A 14,788-nucleotide genomic window follows, 5' to 3' on the forward strand; every position below is an offset into this window, starting at 1 on the left:
CCGCCAATTCTGTAGCGCAGGACCTGGGGGACCATCCGACCGATCGACCGGGTCAACCCGGTTGCGAATAAGGAGCGTTGAGCGTGGCGGCATTGGCACGGTGGTGCTATCGGCACCGGCTGGTGGTCCTGTTGCTGTGGGTGGGGGCGTTGTTCGGCCTGGGCCTGTCGGCCTCGGCGGCGGGGACGGACTACGCGAACGTCTTCTCCCTCCCGGACACGGACTCCAAGAGCGCGTACGACCAGATGGCGAAGGCCTTCCCGAACACCTCGGGCGACACCGACACGGTGGTCTGGAAGGTCGACTCGGGTTCGGTGAAGGACCCGTCCGTACGGTCCCGGATCCAGCCCGCCCTCGACAAGATCGCCGGCATGAAGGGCGTCGGCGGCGTCACCGGCCCTTACTCGGGCGCCCGGGGCGCGACGCAGATCAGCTCCGACGGGACGATCGCGTACGCGCAGATCACCTTCGCCGAGCAGGCGAACGCCGTCCCCAAGGACCTCGTCCAGAACGTCGTGGACACCGCTCAGAACGCCGAACGCAAGGGCCTGAAGGTCGAACTGGGCGGCCAGGCCGTCCAGCGCGTGGAGGAGCCGCCGGGCGGCATCGCCGAGGGCGTCGGCATCCTCGCGGCGGCGATCGTCCTGTTCCTGGCCTTCGGCTCGTTCTACGCGATGCTGCTCCCGATCGGCGTCGCGATCTTCGGCGTCGGTACGGGCCTGTTCTCCACCCAGCTCCTGAGCCACACCACCGACATCCCCGACCTGGCCCCGCTGCTGGCCACCCTGATCGGCCTCGGCGTCGGCATCGACTACGCCCTATTCATCGTCACCCGGCACCGGCGCGGCGTCCAACGCGGCCTGGATCCCGAGGAGTCGGCGGTCATCGCCCTCAACACCTCGGGGCGCGCTGTGCTGTTCGCGGGCGGCACGGTGTGCATCGCGCTCGCCGGGATGCTGGTGACGAACCTGCGCTTCCTGGACGGCGTGGTCATCGGCACCTCGCTCACGGTCGTCCTGAGCGTGCTCGCCGCCACGACGCTGCTGCCCGCCCTGCTCGGCTTCCTGGGCGTGCGGGTGCTCAGCCGCAAGCAGCGCCGCAAGCTGGCCGCCACCGGGTCCGAGCCGGAGCGCACCGACAACCTCGCGGCCCGCTGGTCGGCCGCCGTCCAGAAGCGCCCGCGCCGGATCGCCGCGTTCGCCCTAGTCGTCATGGCCGTCCTCGCCTTCCCCATCCTGTCGCTGCGCCTCGGCGCCACCGACCAGGGCAACGACGACACCTCGACGACCACCAGGCAGGCGTACGACCTGCTCGCCGACGGCTTCGGGCCGGGCTTCAACGGCCCCCTCCAGGTGGTCACTTCGGGCGGCGACACCGCCACGCTGGTCGAGAACATCCGGGCGACGAAGGACGTGGCCCAGGTCGCCGCGCTGCCGCCCGCGCACGGTGTGACGGTGATCCAGGTCGTTCCGAAGACCTCACCGCAGTCCGTGCAGACGGACGACCTGATCGACACCCTGCGCGACAAGGTCATACCCGAGGCCGGTGTGACCGGCCACGTCGGGGGCGTGACAGCGATCTCCAAGGACTTCGCGACCGTCACGGGCGACCGCCTCCCGCTCTTCGTCGCGACGATCATCGGCCTGAGCTTCCTGCTCCTCCTGCTGGCCTTCCGCTCGCTCGTGGTGCCGCTGACGGCCGCCCTGATGAACCTCATCGCGGCGGCGGCCTCCTTCGGTGTGCTGGTGGCGATCTTCCAGTGGGGCTGGGGCCTGGACATGCTCGGCCTCGGCAAGGAGGGCCCGATCAACGCCTTCCTGCCGGTCATCATGCTGTCCCTGCTGTTCGGCCTCTCCATGGACTACCAGGTGTTCCTGGTCAGCCGTATGCACGAGGAGTGGGTCCACACCAAGGACAACGCCCGCGCGGTCCGCGTCGGCCTCGCGGAGACCAGCCGCGTCATCAACAGCGCGGCCCTGATCATGGTCTGCGTCTTCCTGGCCTTCGTCCTCAGCGGCAACTCCGGCGCGGCGACGGCGGGCGTCGGCCTGGCCGCCGCGGTCGCCCTCGACGCCTTCATCCTGCGTACGGCCCTGGTACCGGCCGCGATGCACCTGCTGGGCAAGTCCAACTGGTGGCTGCCCGGCTGGCTGGACAAGGCGCTGCCGCACCTCGCCGTGGAACCCGCCGAGGAGCCCGTACAGGCCGCCCCTGAGGGCCCGGCGTCGGCCGTTCACGGTTTCGTCCGCACGGCCGAGGGCGAGCCCCTGGAGGGCGCCTCGGTGACGCTCCTGTCGGCGGGCGGACGCCAGCTGGACCGCGTCGAGACCCTGGCGGACGGCTCGTACATCGTGTCGGTGCCGGGCCCGGGGACCTACCTCCTGGCGACGACGGCGACCTCGTACGGCTCGATCGCCCGCCACGTGGCGGTGACCGACGGTCCGCTGGTCTACGACGTCGAGCTTGCGGAGGGCGAGGTGGACGCCGTCAACTGAGCGTTCAGGGGCGCCCGTTGTCGTCAGGCACGTCGGCGGGCGCCCCGCGCCTTTCCTGCTTCTTCTTCGGCTTCGCCGGATCGGGCAGCGCGTTGGTCATGCCCGGCAGGAAGTCCGTGAACAGCTCGTGCACCTCCAGGACGAGCGGTCGCAGCACCCTGAAGCGCGCGAGGGACACCCCGCGCGCGGTGAGACGCGCTCCGCGTTCCGCGAGCCGGTAACTCCGCTCACGGCCCTCGGTCCGGTCGAACACCCAATAGAGCACGAGCCCCATCTGGGAGAGCCACATCAACTCCGGGAGCACGTCCCGCAGTTCCGGCGCCACCTTGGTCTTCGCCCCGAACAGCACCTCCTTGTGGACGTCGATCGCCTGCACACGCGCGTGCTCACTCTCCGCGGAGAACGGGCTCAGCGGGCTGTCCGGGTCGGCGGCGTTCTTGAAGAACTGCACCGCGAACTCGTGGTACGGCTTCGCGACGTCCAGCCACACGCGCAGCACGCCCGCGAGCCGCGCCTCCAGATCGGTCTCCCGGTCCAGCACCTCGCGGACCGCGATCCGGTGCTCCTCGGCGAGCCGGTCGTAGAAGCCCTGGATCAGGTGCTCCTTGCCGGCGAAGTAGTAGTACGCGTTGCCGACGGAGACGCCGGCCTCCTTGGCGATCGCCCGCATCGTCGTCTTGTCGTAGCCGTGCTCCTGGAACAGCCGCATGGCTGTCTCCAGGATGAGCGCACGGGTCTGCTCGGACTTCGCGGACCTGGCGGGCGTACCGCCGTCCTCTTCGGGGCTGTCGTTCTTCGCGGGCACGGAAAGAGAGCCTATCCAGTGGGACAGGAACCGTCGGCGCAGCCCGGCGCGGTGTAGGTCCACCCCCGGCGCGGGTCGTACGACCAGCCGTCCCCCTGCCGGTACACCCCGCCGCCCCACCGCCCGGCGCCCCACTGCGCCCCGCGCCACTTGGCGGCGGCGAGGACGGCGCCCCGGGCGAGGCGGGCCCCGGCCGGGGTGTTCAACCGGTGTGCCAGGGGCCGCTGTTCGCGCAGGGCCCACAGGGTGACGATCCAGGCGGCGGCGCCCTGGTAGACCTGCCCGGAGTCGCCGACGACGGTGACCTCGTCGAGGGGCGCGCGGTGGTCGAGCCCGGGAAAGCGCCGCCGGGCCTCCTCGGAGGACGCCGGTACCAGCTCCAGGGGCACCAACTGCGGCTGCCGTACGAGCCAGTCGCGTACGAAGGTGCACAGGGCGCAGTCGGCGTCGTAGAGGACGGTGAGCCCGTGGACCGGGACGCGCGAGGCGTCCCGGTCCTGGGTCCCGCCGAGGGCCGGGGCCACCCCGTCACGCCCCGGCCGTCGGCGGAACCCACCCCTGCGGCGCGATGGGCGGCACCTGCTCCCGCTCCATGACCCCCCGCCGCCGGATCTTGTTCAGCACGAACACGTTCCCCAGGTGCATCACCCCGAGCACCAGCAGCACCACGCCCACCTTCTTCGACAGGGCCTCGAAGATGCCCCGGGTGTCGTCGATGGTGCCGTCGCCGCTCAGGTACAGGGCGACGAACCCGAGGTTGACGAGGTAGAAACCGACCACCAGGAGGTGGTTCACGGCCTCCGCGAGTTTCTCGTTCCCCTGGAGGACGTCGGCGAGGAAGATCCGCCCGTTGCGGCTGAGCGTGCGGGCCACCCAGACGGTGAGTCCGATGCTGACGATCAGATAGATGACGTAGGCGATGACCGTGCGGTCCATGCGCCTCCCCCTTCTGAACACGTTCAAAAGTGCTGACAGGAAGAACTGTAGGGGCGTTTTTGAACGTGTTCAACTCGCGTGCGCTGGGACCTGCGTCACACCCGCCGCGCCAGCTCCGGCCGCTTCGAGTAGTCGGTGAATCCGATGACGTTGCCCCAGGGGTCGGCGATCTCGACGGTCCACCCGGTGGCCACGGAGGACGGCGCGTCGAGGAGGGGAATCCCGGCGGCGGTGAGGTGCTGGGCGGCCCTCCGCGCGTCCGGTACCTCCAGCCACACGCGGGGCGAGGGCCATGGCGGCGGCCGGTGTCCCAGCCCCTCCTCGTGGCGCAGCAGCACCCCGGGCGTCTCGCCGCCGACCTTCAGGATCGCGATCCCGGCCTCGTCGAGGCGGAACCCGACGGTGAATCCGGCGCGTTCGTAGAAGGGGACCGCCTCGGCGAGGTCCCCGACGGGGAGGAGGAGGTTGTCGAAGCCGAGCAGTTCGTACGACTCTTCATCTGACATTCCGTCAGATTAGAGGGTGAAGAGGGAGGGGTGCGGGCGGCGGTCCGACGGCCCGGTGAGGTGATCACTCGTTGAGGCGACGCGAGGTGATCTTTACGGCGCCGGTGTGGGCGGCAGGGTCAGTGAGGCGATGCACGTGGTGAGCAGGCGTCGCATCTGGTCCTGTTCGCCGGCGCTCAGATCGGCCAGCATGTTCTGCTCGACGCGGCGGACCGCGGCGCTGGCCTCCTTGAGCTGACGGCGCCCGCGGTCGGTCAGCTCGGTGGGCAGGGCCCTGCCGACGGGTGCCTGTGCCGGGCGGACGACGAGTCCCTGGCGTTCGAGGGCCTGCAGAAGCACGTTCATCGACTGCCGGGTGACGAAGGTGCCGCGGGCGAGCTCGGAGTTGGACAGGCCCGGTCGCTGGGCGAGCAGCTCCAGGCAGGAGTAGTGGGTGATCGTCATGCCCAACGGCTTCAGTACGGCCTCCAGTGCGGAGTGCAGGGCGCTCGCGGCCGCCTTGAGCATGTACCCCACCGATGTGTCCAGCTCGACTCCGGGCTCGCCTTGACTCATGTCAGTAGTCTGACATACCGTGGGTTATGTCAGAAGACTGACATGCGTGAGGAGGTAAGGATCATGGCCGTTACCGGACCCGACTTCATCTCGCTGCAGGTGCGCGACCTGGAGCGCTCCGCCGGTTTCTACGAGCGGTACCTGGGGCTGAAGCGCTCCGACGCGGGACCGCCGCACGCCGTCGTGTTCGACACCAAGCCGATCGCGTTCGCCGTCCGCGACGTCGTCGCGGGCGTCGACCTGGACGCGATCGCCCAGCCGGGCCAGGGAATGGCGCTGTGGCTGCACGCCCCCGACGCGCAGGACATCCACGACGCCCTCGCCGCCGACGGCACGACGATCGTCTCGGCACCCGTCGACGGACCGTTCGGCCGCACGTTCACGTTCGCGGACCCCGACGGCTACCAGGTGACACTCCACGACCGGGGCTGAGGTGTGAGAGGGAGATCTCTCGGCCACGGAAGCGCTGACCGCCGCCTGTGGCTTGAGCCTCAATCGCCCTTAGGCTGACCGGCCTTGAGGATTTCCGCCACGTCGAGGGTGACCTTCGCGCCGAGGGTGTCGGGGAGGGTGACGAGTTCGCCGGGGGCGTGGATGCGGTGGTTGGTGTACTCGCCTGTGGCCGGGTCCGTCAGGACGTGGAGACGCTGGTGTTTGCGGTCGACGATCACGTACACGGGCACGTTGGAACCCGCATAGGCAGTGACCTTCGTGCGCAGGTCGGCCTGGTAGTTGCTCGACGTGACTTCCAGGACGAGGCGGAAGGCGATGGGGTCGTAGCAGCTGTTCTCGACGAGGTGTTCCTGGAAGTCCGCGTCCACCAGTGCGAGGTCCGGGATCGCGTAGTCCTCGGCGCCGCTGGACAACCAGAGCCCGATGCCTTGGAGCACCATCGACTCGGTTCCGTGCAGTCCGGCTGCGATGAAAGGAACCATGAGGTCGGTCAGGGCGGCGGCGTGGGCTCCGTCCGGGGGCGGGGACATGACGATCAGGCCTCCGATGATCTCGACTCGGTTGCCCGGGTTGCGGTCCGCGAGACGGTTCGCCTCCGCGATCAGCGAACGGTCGTCGTGGGGCCGCTCGACGGATGCTGCGGACATCGCGTGCCTCCTGCTGGGCTGGTGTCGAGAGCATCATCGTAGGCCGGGCAGCCCTCAGGAGCCCTGAAAGAGGCGCTTCACCCGATCGTGGCCCCCCACGCCCGAGGGCCCCGTTCCACAACAGGAACGGGGCCCTCGGGGACGTACAGGAAACAACCTCAGAAGCGCCGAGTGATCAGTGCCCGCTTCACTTCCTGGATCGCCTTCGTGACCTCGATGCCTCGCGGGCACGCGTCCGTGCAGTTGAAGGTCGTGCGGCAACGCCACACGCCGTCGCGGTCGTTGAGGATCTCCAGGCGCTGCTCGCCCGCGTCGTCACGGCTGTCGAAGATGAAGCGGTGCGCGTTGACGATGGCGGCCGGGCCGAAGTACTGGCCGTCGTTCCAGAAGACCGGGCACGAGGACGTGCAGGCCGCGCAGAGGATGCACTTCGTGGTGTCGTCGAAGCGCTCGCGGTCCTCCGCCGACTGGAGGCGTTCCCGGGTCGGCTCGTTCGTGTCGTGGGTGATCAGGAACGGCATGACGTCGCGGTACGCCTGGAAGAACGGGTCCATGTCGACGACCAGGTCCTTCAGGACCGTCAGACCCTTGATCGGCTCGACCGTGATCGGCTTCTCGGGGTTGAGGTCCTTGATCAGGGTCTTGCAGGCGAGACGGTTCTTGCCGTTGATCCGCATCGCGTCCGAACCGCAGATGCCGTGCGCGCACGAGCGGCGGAACGTCAGCGTGCCGTCGAGGTCCCACTTGATCTTGTGGAGGCCGTCGAGGACGCGCTCCTTGGGGTCGATCTCCAGCTGGAAGTCCTCCCAGACCGCTTCCGCCGAGACCTCGGAGTTGAAGCGGCGGATCCGGAAGGTGACCGTGATGTAGGGGGAGTCGGCGAAGCCGGGCTCGGGCTGGCCGGCCGCTTCCGCCTTGTCCAGAACAGGGGTAGCCATCAGTACTTACGCTCCATCGGCTGGTAGCGGGTCTGGACGACCGGCTTGTAGTCGAGACGGATGGACTCGGTGCCGTCGTCGCCGACCTCGCGGTACGCCATGGTGTGGCGCATGAAGTTGACGTCGTCGCGGTTCGGGTAGTCCTCGCGGTAGTGACCGCCGCGGGACTCCTTGCGGGCGAGCGCCGAGACCGCCATGACCTCGGCGAGGTCGAGCAGGTTGCCCAGCTCGATGGCCTCAAGCAGGTCCGTGTTGAACCGGCGGCCCTTGTCCTGGATCGAGACGTTGCGGTAGCGCTCGCGCAGCTCCGCGATCTTCTCGACCGCCGTCTTGATGGTCTGCTCGGTGCGGAACACCATGACGTTCGCGTCCATGGTCTCCTGCAGCTCGCGGCGCAGGACCGCCACGCGCTCGGTGCCCGTGGAGTTGCGCAGGTTCTCGACCTGGTCGATGACCTGCTGCGCCGGGTCCTCAGGCAGCTCGACGTAGGACGCCTTCTGGCTGTACTCCGCCGCCGCGATGCCCGCCCGGCGCCCGAACACGTTGATGTCCAGGAGCGAGTTGGTGCCGAGGCGGTTGGCGCCGTGGACGGAGACGCAGGCGACCTCGCCGGCCGCGTACAGGCCCGGGACGACGGTGGTGTTGTCGGTGAGGACCTCACCCTCGACGTTCGTCGGGATGCCACCCATCGCGTAGTGCGCGGTGGGCTGGATCGGGATCGGGTCCGTGTACGGCTCGATACCGAGGTAGGTGCGCGCGAACTCGGTGATGTCCGGGAGCTTCGCGTCGAGCTGCTCCGGCGGGAGGTGCGTGAGGTCGAGGTAGACGTGGTCGCCCTCGGGACCGCAGCCGCGGCCCTCACGGATCTCCGTGTAGATGGAGCGGGACACGACGTCACGGGACGCGAGGTCCTTCATGACCGGCGCGTACTTCTCCATGAAGCGCTCGCCGTCCTTGTTGCGGAGGATGCCGCCCTCACCGCGGGCGCCCTCCGTCAGCAGGATGCCCATGCGCCAGATGCCGGTCGGGTGGAACTGGAAGAACTCCATGTCCTCCAGCGGCAGCCCGCGCCGGTACACCGCGGCCTGGCCGTCGCCGGTCAGGGTGTGCGCGTTCGACGTCACCTTGAAGAACTTGCCGCAGCCGCCGGACGCGTAGATCACGGCCTTCGCCTGGAAGACGTGGATCTCGCCGGTCGCCAGCTCGTACGCGACCACGCCGACCGACGTCTTCACGCCGTCGACGTCGGCGATCAGCTGGTCGAGGACGTAGAACTCGTTGAAGAACTCCACGCCCTCCTTCACGCAGTTCTGGTACAGCGTCTGGAGGATCATGTGGCCGGTGCGGTCGGCCGCGTAGCAGGACCGGCGGACCGGGGCCTCGCCGTGGTTGCGGCTGTGACCGCCGAAGCGGCGCTGGTCGATCGTCCCGTCGGGCGTGCGGTTGAACGGCAGGCCCATCTTCTCCAGGTCGAGGACCGAGTCGATGGCCTCCTTCGCCAGGATCTCGGCGGCGTCCTGGTCGACCAGGTAGTCACCGCCCTTGATCGTGTCGAAGGTGTGCCACTCCCAGTTGTCCTCCTCCACGTTGGCGAGCGCGGCGGCCATACCGCCCTGCGCGGCGCCCGTGTGGGAGCGGGTGGGGTAGAGCTTCGTCAGGACCGCGGTGCGGCTGCGCTTCGTCGACTCGATCGCGGCGCGCATACCGGCGCCGCCGGCGCCGACGATGACGGTGTCGTATTTGTGGATCTTCATCAGAATTCCTCAGTCCCTCAGCCCGATGGCCTAGCGGATGTTCGGGTCGAAGGTGAAGATCACCAGCGTGCCCAGCAGGATGGTGAACACCGTGGCGGTGTAGAGCAGGCCCTTGAGCCACAGCCGGGTGTTCGCGCGCTCCGCGTAGTCGTTGATGACCGTGCGCAGGCCGTTGGCGCCGTGCAGCATCGCCAGCCAGAGCATCAAGAGGTCCCAGACCTGCCAGAACGGCGAGGCCCAGCGGCCCGCCACGAAGGCGAAGCCGATCTTGGAGACACCGCCGTCCAGCACGAGCTGGATCAGCAGGTGGCCGAGGACCAGGACGACCAGCACGACGCCGGACAGGCGCATGAAGAGCCAGCCGTACATCTCGAAGTTGCCCCGGGTCGACTTCGGGGACTTCTTGGTGCGCTTGCGGGGGGCCTCGATGAGGGGCGCGGGGTTGTCTACGGTGTAGACGGACGCGCTCTCGACCGGGCCGATGCCCGACGCGGTTTCAGTCGTGGACATCTGCGTCAGCTCCCGAACAGAACACGAGCGGCGTGGCCGAGCACGGGGTAGATCGCCCCGAGCATGAGCACGAGCCACAGGCCTACGACGGACCAGAGCATCTGCTTCTGGTAGCGCGGGCCCTTCGACCAGAAGTCGACGGCGATGACGCGCAGGCCGTTGAGGGCGTGGAAGAGGATCGCGGCGACGAGGCCGTACTCCAGCAGTGCCACGATCGGCGTCTTGTAGGTGGCTACGACCTTGTCGTAGTCCTCAGGGGAGACACGCACAAGAGCGGTGTCCAGCACGTGTACGAACAGGAAGAAGAAGATGAGGACGCCGGTGACTCGATGAGCCACCCAGGACCACATTCCTTCCCGGCCGCGGTACAGCGTTCCAGCCGGCACGGAAGCCCTCCGGGAGCGGGGATGTAGGGCCGCGCCGGCTTCTCTGTCGGTCGGGCCCGGCCGGGTACGGTCCTCCGGCCCTCAGCATCGTATCCAGCCGTTGACGCCGGTCTTACGGCGGGCCTGCTGGTGTGATCAAACTGGCACCCAAAGGGGTACGTACGGGCTAGTTTCGAGCGGCTAATGGGAGGGGGGTTCTTGTTGATTGCCGGGTGCGGCGCCGTTGTGGCTGGGCGCGCCCCGCGGCGGAGCCGCAAATGTCACAGCCCCGCGCCCCTAAAAGACAGGGCATCGAGCAGCCGCCCTCTTGCCAGGCGCCGGAGTTCCTCCGCCACCACCACCCGCTCCTCTTCCGGGTCGTTCGTCAGGCGGGATCGGATGCCTGCCAAGACGTGGTCCAGTACCTCGTCCGGGGCCACCCCATCCACGCAGATGACGAACACGTGGCCGAATCTCGCCTCGTACGCCGCGTGGGCCGCGTCCAGGGCCATATGTGCGGCCTCGTACGTGTCATCCGGGAGGACCGGGAGCGACTCGCCCGCCAAAGCCTCCGCCAGGTCACCCGGCGTCAGGTCGTACGACGCCTCGTCGGATGCGGCGAGTAGGGCGTCGAGGTCGGGGTAGGGGCGGTGGTCTGTGAGGCGGCGGGTCCAGCGGTGGCTGTGGAGGCAGTTCAGCAGGGTGTGCCGGATGTCGTCGGCGGGCGCGGTGTTGAACGCGTCCAGCGATTTCGGGGACCGCGAGGTGCGGGACTGCTCGGGCAGCGCCGGTATGGCCACTCGGCCGGGAAGGTCGGGGAGCTGGGGGAGGCGGTGCGCAGGCAGGGTGGATCCTCGCGTCACGGACGATGCGGCAGGGGATGCGGTGCTGAAGAGTGAGAAGTGCGTCACCACGTTATCGGGAGTGGTCATGAGGTGTCCGACAGATGCCCGAATTTCACCCGGACGGGAGAGTTTCGGAACGCGTGGTGGACACCCGCGATCCACCCGGGGCCGTAGGTTGGCGCCGTGAGCCAGCACAGGCGCCGTTCGTCGGCGAAGCAGGTGAAGCAGACCAAGCAGAGGCGCGGGTTGATCGCCGTCGCCGCTGCCACTGCGGTGGTCGCGGGCGGTGTGGGCCTCGGGCTGTGGGCCGCCTCCGGCGACGAGGGAGGTTCCGGGGGTACGGCGGTCGGGTCCGCCGACGAGACCTCCGCCGCCTCGCGCGGCGCGGCCTCCCGTTCCGCTTCCCCTTCCCCCACGCCGAGTCCGACCCGGTCGTATCCGCTGTCGCAGACGCCCCGCACCATCCCCGCCGTGCGTTCCCACACCCCCGCGCGCGGTCCCGGCTGGCGGCCCGCCAAGGGGAACCGGGTCGTCGTCGAGGACGCCGATCTCATCGACGAGGGGCGGCTGATCGCCGGGGAGCTGGGGCTGACGTACGGCGGCGAGGCGAGTGACGTGCGGGCCGGGGACGTACGGCTGGCGCTGAACGACGACGAGGGCGCGAACCCGGAGTCGTACGCGATGACCGTGCGCGGCGGGCGGGTCAACATCAGCGGGCCCTCGGACGCGGGGGTGTTCTACGGGACGCGCACGCTCAAGCAGGAAGTGCACGGCGGCGGTACGGCGCCGGAGGGCGTCGTGCACGACCAACCCGCCAAGCCGCGGCGGGGGTTCATGCTGGACATCGCGCGCAAGCCGTTCACCGCGGGCTGGATCGAGGACCGGGTACGGGAGTTGGGGGACCTCAAGTTCAATGAACTGGGGCTGCACTTCTCCGACGACCAGGGTTTCCGGATCCAGTCCACGACCCACCCCGAGGTCGTGTCGAAGGATCACCTCACCAAGGCGCAGGTGAAGCAGATCGTCGATCTCGCCGCCAGTCGGCACATCACCGTCGTGCCCGAGATCGACTCGCCGGGGCACTTGGGTGCGGTGCTCGCCGCTCATCCGGATCTGCAGCTGCGGAACGCGTCGGGGGTCGCCACGCGCGGTGCGATCGACATCTCCAAGGACGCGTCCGCCGCGATCGTCGACGAACTCCTCGACGAGTACGCCGGGTTGTTCCCCGGTGACCAGTGGAACCTCGGCGGCGACGAGTACCAGGCGCTGACCGTCGCCAACCCCCAGGCGTCTTTCCCTCAGTTGGCGGCCGAGGCCGTGAAGGCCTACGGCTCCGGCGGGACCGTCGCAGACCTCACCACCGGCTGGCTCAACGACCGCGCCGACACCGTCCGCGACCACGACCGCACGATGCGGGTGTGGAACGACGGCTTCCTCAAGGGGACTTCGGTCGCGGCGGCCAAGGATCTCCAAGTCGCGTACTGGACGGGCAAGGAGATCGGCGCCCGGCAGCCCGTCGCGTATCTGAGCGCCGGGCGCAAGGTCCTCAACTACAACGACGAGTACCTCTACTACGTCCTCGGCGAGCCGCAGACCTTCGTCTATCCGACGGGGCGGCGGATCTACGAGCAGTGGACCCCGCGCGTGCTGCGCGGCACGACGGCGGTCCCGGCGAAGTACGACTCCCAGATCCTCGGCGGGTCGTTCGCGGTCTGGTGCGACCTGGCCAACTCGCAGACGCAGAACCAGGTCGCGGCCGGAATTCGTATGCCACTGCGCGCGACGGTCCAGAAACTCTGGGACCCGGGGACGCCCGGACTGACCTGGACGCAGTTCAAGTCCCTTGCGGACAAGGTGGGTTGAGCGGGGCGCTCGGCGCGGTTGGACGGGCAGGGGGCGGGGAACGTATGTTCCCCTCTCTTTGTCTCTTCTCTTTGTCTCTTTCCGCTCGCACTCGGGGGTCGCTTCACCATGTCCGTTTCCATGCCCACGCCCAGACCCGCGCCCGGTTCCTATCTGCGCTCGCCCATCGGGCTCGGCCGGGCCGCCGTCGCACTGCTCGGCCTCGTCATCGCCGTCGACCTGTTCGCCGTCTACGCCGATCTCGTCCTCTACGACGTGACGGGCGACCTCTTGGACGGCGCGTCCGCCGGTGCGGCCGCCGGGAGGCTGGACGACGCGAACTCGCTCAACACGGTGGCCGGTGGCATCCAGTCGGGCGCGCTGATCGCGTGCGCCGTCGTGTACCTGTGCTGGTTCGTGCGGGTGCGGGCCAACGCCGGGGTGTTCGCTCCTGACACGCAGAGCATGAAGCCCGGGTGGGCGATAGGGGGGTGGTTCGTCCCGTTCGTGAACCTCTGGTACCCGCGCCGGATCACCCGTGACATCTGGGACGCCAGCAGCCCGCTGGGCGCCCGCAGGTCGTATCTGCTGGTCAACGCATGGTGGACGCTGTGGCTCCTGTCGCTCGTCGGCGACCGGGTGGGCTCCGCGCAGTCCACGGACGCCGACACGGTGGACGGGACCCACGCCGGTGCCTACGCGTTGATGATCTCCGACGCGCTCGACATCGCGGCCGCGGCGCTGGCGATCACACTGGTGCTGCGGCTGACCCGGATGCAGCACGCGAAGGCGCTGGCGGGGCCGGGCATTCCCGCCGGGGCCTGAGGGATCCCGTTCAGTTGGCCGAAAACCTCTTCTTCCCTTTTCTCTGCCTGCTCGGGGGTGTCCCGTGTGACACTCCCGGGGTGGGGCGCGCCGCCAGGGGAGATGCGGGCTCCATAGGGGAGGGGCCCCGCCGAGGGAGGTCTGGATGAGTCTGGTGGAACTGATCGCGCAGGCCGACGAACGCGCGCTGGCTGCCAGTGGACTGGCTTGTTTGGATCGGTGCGTGCCGCTGCTGGGCGGCGACGACGAGGTGCTGCGCCCGCTGTGGACCAGCCTCGCCGACCCGGCCGCGGGGGAGACGTGGGGCGAGTGCCTGGAGCGGGCCCGCGCCAAATTCCCCGCGCTCTTCGAGGAACCAGGTGAGGAGCCCGGAGCGGGATCCGGTGAGGAACCCGGTGAGGACCGCGCCGTTCAGCTCGCCCGGCGGATGCTCGCGACCGCACCGGCGGTTCCGGCCGGCGCCGAGGTGCGGGAGTGGGCCGACGCCTGCTCGGTCGCCGCGCTGCGGATCCACCGGCTCCTGGAGGTCATGGCCCCCGCCGACGGCGCGGACGCGATCGACTCCCGCCGAGCGGGCCGTACGGAGGGGATCTCACCCCTCGTGGCCGCCGAGCTGCGCCGCCAGATCGCCGTCCTCGAACTCCTCGCCGGAAGCGGCGCGGGTGGACTGCGGCAGGTGCTCGCGGTGTCGACGGAGGGGCGCCGGGTGCTGCGCGCGGTGGTCTCGCGGCGGGCGCGCGGGCGGAGTTGAGCGCGCGGTCTGTGACCGTTGTGCGGTGGGGGTGGGTCGGTCCTGCGCCGGTCCGGGGAAATGCCCGGATCGGGGTGCCGGGATCCCCCGTGACTAGGGTTTTCTCGGTGCGATGACACACGTGATGACAGCGCGCGAGCACAGGCCCTCCGCCGCCGCGCGGCCCGTGCGGTGGGCGGCGGACGCGGTGGCGACGATGCGCGAGGGGGCCCGGGTGCGGCTCGACTACTCGGCGCAGAGCCTGTGGCGGGTCGACCGGATGATCGAGGAGATACGGCGGGACGGGGCGCCGTACGCCGCCGTCGAGAGCGAGTTGCGCGGGTTCGGGGCGTACGCCGGTGAGGTGATCGCGCGGCAGACCGGCGGCGAGTGGTGGGCGACCGGGGGTGAGCACTGGCTGCGTACTCCGGAGGGGCGCTTGTGGGACCCCATCGACGAGGCCCGGCGGTGTTTCGGCGGGCACGGGTCGCTGCGGCTGCTGTGCCGGGACGCGGTGAACGGCGTTCGCCGGTAAGGGAGTTCGGCGCCTGGCGGCAGGCACCCGGCACGCGGCGGGACGCG

At 69.4% G+C, this 14,788-nt stretch carries 16 protein-coding genes and 1 pseudogene; 6 read left to right on the forward strand and 11 right to left on the reverse strand.

The annotated features are described in order from the left end of the window. The first annotated feature begins 92 nt into the window (after positions 1-92). On the forward strand, positions 93-2,495 hold the full coding sequence (locus OO69_RS10200; protein ID WP_033280149.1) for an MMPL family transporter: 2,403 nt from the start codon (positions 93-95) through the stop codon (positions 2,493-2,495). A 4-nt stretch (positions 2,496-2,499) separates the two neighbouring features. Here OO69_RS10200 and OO69_RS10205 read toward each other — a convergent pair whose 3' ends face one another. The 5 genes from OO69_RS10205 to OO69_RS10225 all read right to left on the reverse strand — a co-directional run bounded on the left by OO69_RS10205 (position 2,500) and on the right by OO69_RS10225 (position 5,297). Further along, positions 2,500-3,300, reverse strand: coding sequence for a TetR family transcriptional regulator (locus tag OO69_RS10205; protein ID WP_033280150.1), 801 nt, complete (start codon positions 3,298-3,300; stop codon positions 2,500-2,502). Positions 3,301-3,311: 11 nt separating this feature from the next. After that, complete coding sequence (locus OO69_RS10210; RefSeq protein WP_033280151.1) at positions 3,312-3,824, reverse strand: thiol-disulfide oxidoreductase DCC family protein; 513 nt, start codon at positions 3,822-3,824, stop codon at positions 3,312-3,314. 4 nt (positions 3,825-3,828) lie between these two features. Next, on the reverse strand, positions 3,829-4,236 hold the full coding sequence (locus tag OO69_RS10215; protein ID WP_033280152.1) for a hypothetical protein: 408 nt from the start codon (positions 4,234-4,236) through the stop codon (positions 3,829-3,831). Positions 4,237-4,331: 95 nt separating this feature from the next. Continuing rightward, the gene (locus OO69_RS10220; protein ID WP_033280153.1) at positions 4,332-4,742 is read right to left on the reverse strand and encodes a VOC family protein; all 411 of its coding nucleotides are present in this window, start codon (positions 4,740-4,742) and stop codon (positions 4,332-4,334) included. 93 nt (positions 4,743-4,835) lie between these two features. Then, positions 4,836-5,297, reverse strand: coding sequence for a MarR family winged helix-turn-helix transcriptional regulator (locus OO69_RS10225; protein ID WP_033280154.1), 462 nt, complete (start codon positions 5,295-5,297; stop codon positions 4,836-4,838). Positions 5,298-5,360: 63 nt separating this feature from the next. Here OO69_RS10225 and OO69_RS10230 point away from each other — a divergent pair, with 63 nt between their 5' ends. Further along, the gene (locus OO69_RS10230) at positions 5,361-5,729 is read left to right on the forward strand and encodes a VOC family protein (protein WP_033280155.1); all 369 of its coding nucleotides are present in this window, start codon (positions 5,361-5,363) and stop codon (positions 5,727-5,729) included. A gap of 59 nt (positions 5,730-5,788) precedes the next feature. On the opposite strand, the gene OO69_RS10235 is transcribed toward OO69_RS10230, so the two are convergent. From OO69_RS10235 to OO69_RS10260, 6 genes and pseudogenes are all read right to left on the reverse strand, one after another. After that, entirely contained in the window at positions 5,789-6,397 is a 609-nt protein-coding gene (locus OO69_RS10235) for a Uma2 family endonuclease (protein WP_033280156.1), read from the reverse strand. Between the two features lie 158 nt (positions 6,398-6,555). After that, positions 6,556-7,335 (reverse strand): succinate dehydrogenase iron-sulfur subunit, encoded by a 780-nt coding sequence (locus OO69_RS10240; RefSeq protein ID WP_033280157.1) that lies wholly within the window; start codon positions 7,333-7,335, stop codon positions 6,556-6,558. Beyond that, the gene (gene sdhA, locus OO69_RS10245; RefSeq protein WP_033280158.1) at positions 7,335-9,089 is read right to left on the reverse strand and encodes a succinate dehydrogenase flavoprotein subunit; all 1,755 of its coding nucleotides are present in this window, start codon (positions 9,087-9,089) and stop codon (positions 7,335-7,337) included. Before sdhA ends, OO69_RS10240 begins: the two co-directional genes overlap by 1 nt. Before the next feature lie 30 nt (positions 9,090-9,119). Beyond that, complete coding sequence (locus OO69_RS10250) at positions 9,120-9,599, reverse strand: succinate dehydrogenase hydrophobic membrane anchor subunit (protein WP_033280159.1); 480 nt, start codon at positions 9,597-9,599, stop codon at positions 9,120-9,122. 5 nt (positions 9,600-9,604) lie between these two features. Then, positions 9,605-10,036 (reverse strand): annotated as a pseudogene (gene sdhC, locus OO69_RS10255) (succinate dehydrogenase, cytochrome b556 subunit); the annotation flags it as partial. A gap of 209 nt (positions 10,037-10,245) precedes the next feature. After that, positions 10,246-10,827, reverse strand: a complete 582-nt coding sequence (locus tag OO69_RS10260; protein WP_033280280.1) for a 2-oxo-4-hydroxy-4-carboxy-5-ureidoimidazoline decarboxylase — start codon at positions 10,825-10,827, stop codon at positions 10,246-10,248. Positions 10,828-11,028: 201 nt separating this feature from the next. On the opposite strand from OO69_RS10260, the gene OO69_RS10265 reads away from it, so the two are divergent. The 4 genes from OO69_RS10265 (at position 11,029) to OO69_RS10280 (ending at position 14,741) form a co-directional block, all read left to right on the forward strand. Continuing rightward, positions 11,029-12,672: a beta-N-acetylhexosaminidase gene (locus OO69_RS10265; RefSeq protein ID WP_078652360.1), complete on the forward strand. Its 1,644-nt coding sequence runs from the start codon at positions 11,029-11,031 to the stop codon at positions 12,670-12,672. A gap of 120 nt (positions 12,673-12,792) precedes the next feature. Further along, positions 12,793-13,476: a DUF4328 domain-containing protein gene (locus OO69_RS10270; protein ID WP_078652361.1), complete on the forward strand. Its 684-nt coding sequence runs from the start codon at positions 12,793-12,795 to the stop codon at positions 13,474-13,476. Positions 13,477-13,621: 145 nt separating this feature from the next. Next, positions 13,622-14,227, forward strand: coding sequence for a hypothetical protein (locus OO69_RS10275; RefSeq protein ID WP_033280162.1), 606 nt, complete (start codon positions 13,622-13,624; stop codon positions 14,225-14,227). Between the two features lie 112 nt (positions 14,228-14,339). Beyond that, positions 14,340-14,741 (forward strand): hypothetical protein, encoded by a 402-nt coding sequence (locus OO69_RS10280; RefSeq protein ID WP_033280163.1) that lies wholly within the window; start codon positions 14,340-14,342, stop codon positions 14,739-14,741. Positions 14,742-14,788: the final 47 nt, after the last annotated feature.

It is taken from the genome of Streptomyces sp. NRRL F-525, assembly GCF_000716605.1.
In the GTDB taxonomy this organism is placed as follows: domain Bacteria; phylum Actinomycetota; class Actinomycetes; order Streptomycetales; family Streptomycetaceae; genus Streptomyces.

What these genes read in the sequence shown, in the direction of transcription:
- OO69_RS10215 (WP_033280152.1), bottom strand. Translation starts at nt 4,236, where the DNA reads ATGGACCGCACGGTCATCGCCTACGTCATCTATCTGATCGTCAGCATC.
- OO69_RS10220 (WP_033280153.1), bottom strand. Translation starts at nt 4,742, where the DNA reads ATGTCAGATGAAGAGTCGTACGAACTGCTCGGCTTCGACAACCTCCTC.
- OO69_RS10225 (WP_033280154.1), bottom strand. Translation starts at nt 5,297, where the DNA reads ATGAGTCAAGGCGAGCCCGGAGTCGAGCTGGACACATCGGTGGGGTAC.
- OO69_RS10230 (WP_033280155.1), top strand. Translation starts at nt 5,361, where the DNA reads ATGGCCGTTACCGGACCCGACTTCATCTCGCTGCAGGTGCGCGACCTG.
- OO69_RS10235 (WP_033280156.1), bottom strand. Translation starts at nt 6,397, where the DNA reads ATGTCCGCAGCATCCGTCGAGCGGCCCCACGACGACCGTTCGCTGATC.
- OO69_RS10240 (WP_033280157.1), bottom strand. Translation starts at nt 7,335, where the DNA reads ATGGCTACCCCTGTTCTGGACAAGGCGGAAGCGGCCGGCCAGCCCGAG.
- sdhA (WP_033280158.1), bottom strand. Translation starts at nt 9,089, where the DNA reads ATGAAGATCCACAAATACGACACCGTCATCGTCGGCGCCGGCGGCGCC.
- OO69_RS10250 (WP_033280159.1), bottom strand. Translation starts at nt 9,599, where the DNA reads ATGTCCACGACTGAAACCGCGTCGGGCATCGGCCCGGTCGAGAGCGCG.
- OO69_RS10270 (WP_078652361.1), top strand. Translation starts at nt 12,793, where the DNA reads ATGCCCACGCCCAGACCCGCGCCCGGTTCCTATCTGCGCTCGCCCATC.
- OO69_RS10275 (WP_033280162.1), top strand. Translation starts at nt 13,622, where the DNA reads ATGAGTCTGGTGGAACTGATCGCGCAGGCCGACGAACGCGCGCTGGCT.
- OO69_RS10280 (WP_033280163.1), top strand. Translation starts at nt 14,340, where the DNA reads ATGACACACGTGATGACAGCGCGCGAGCACAGGCCCTCCGCCGCCGCG.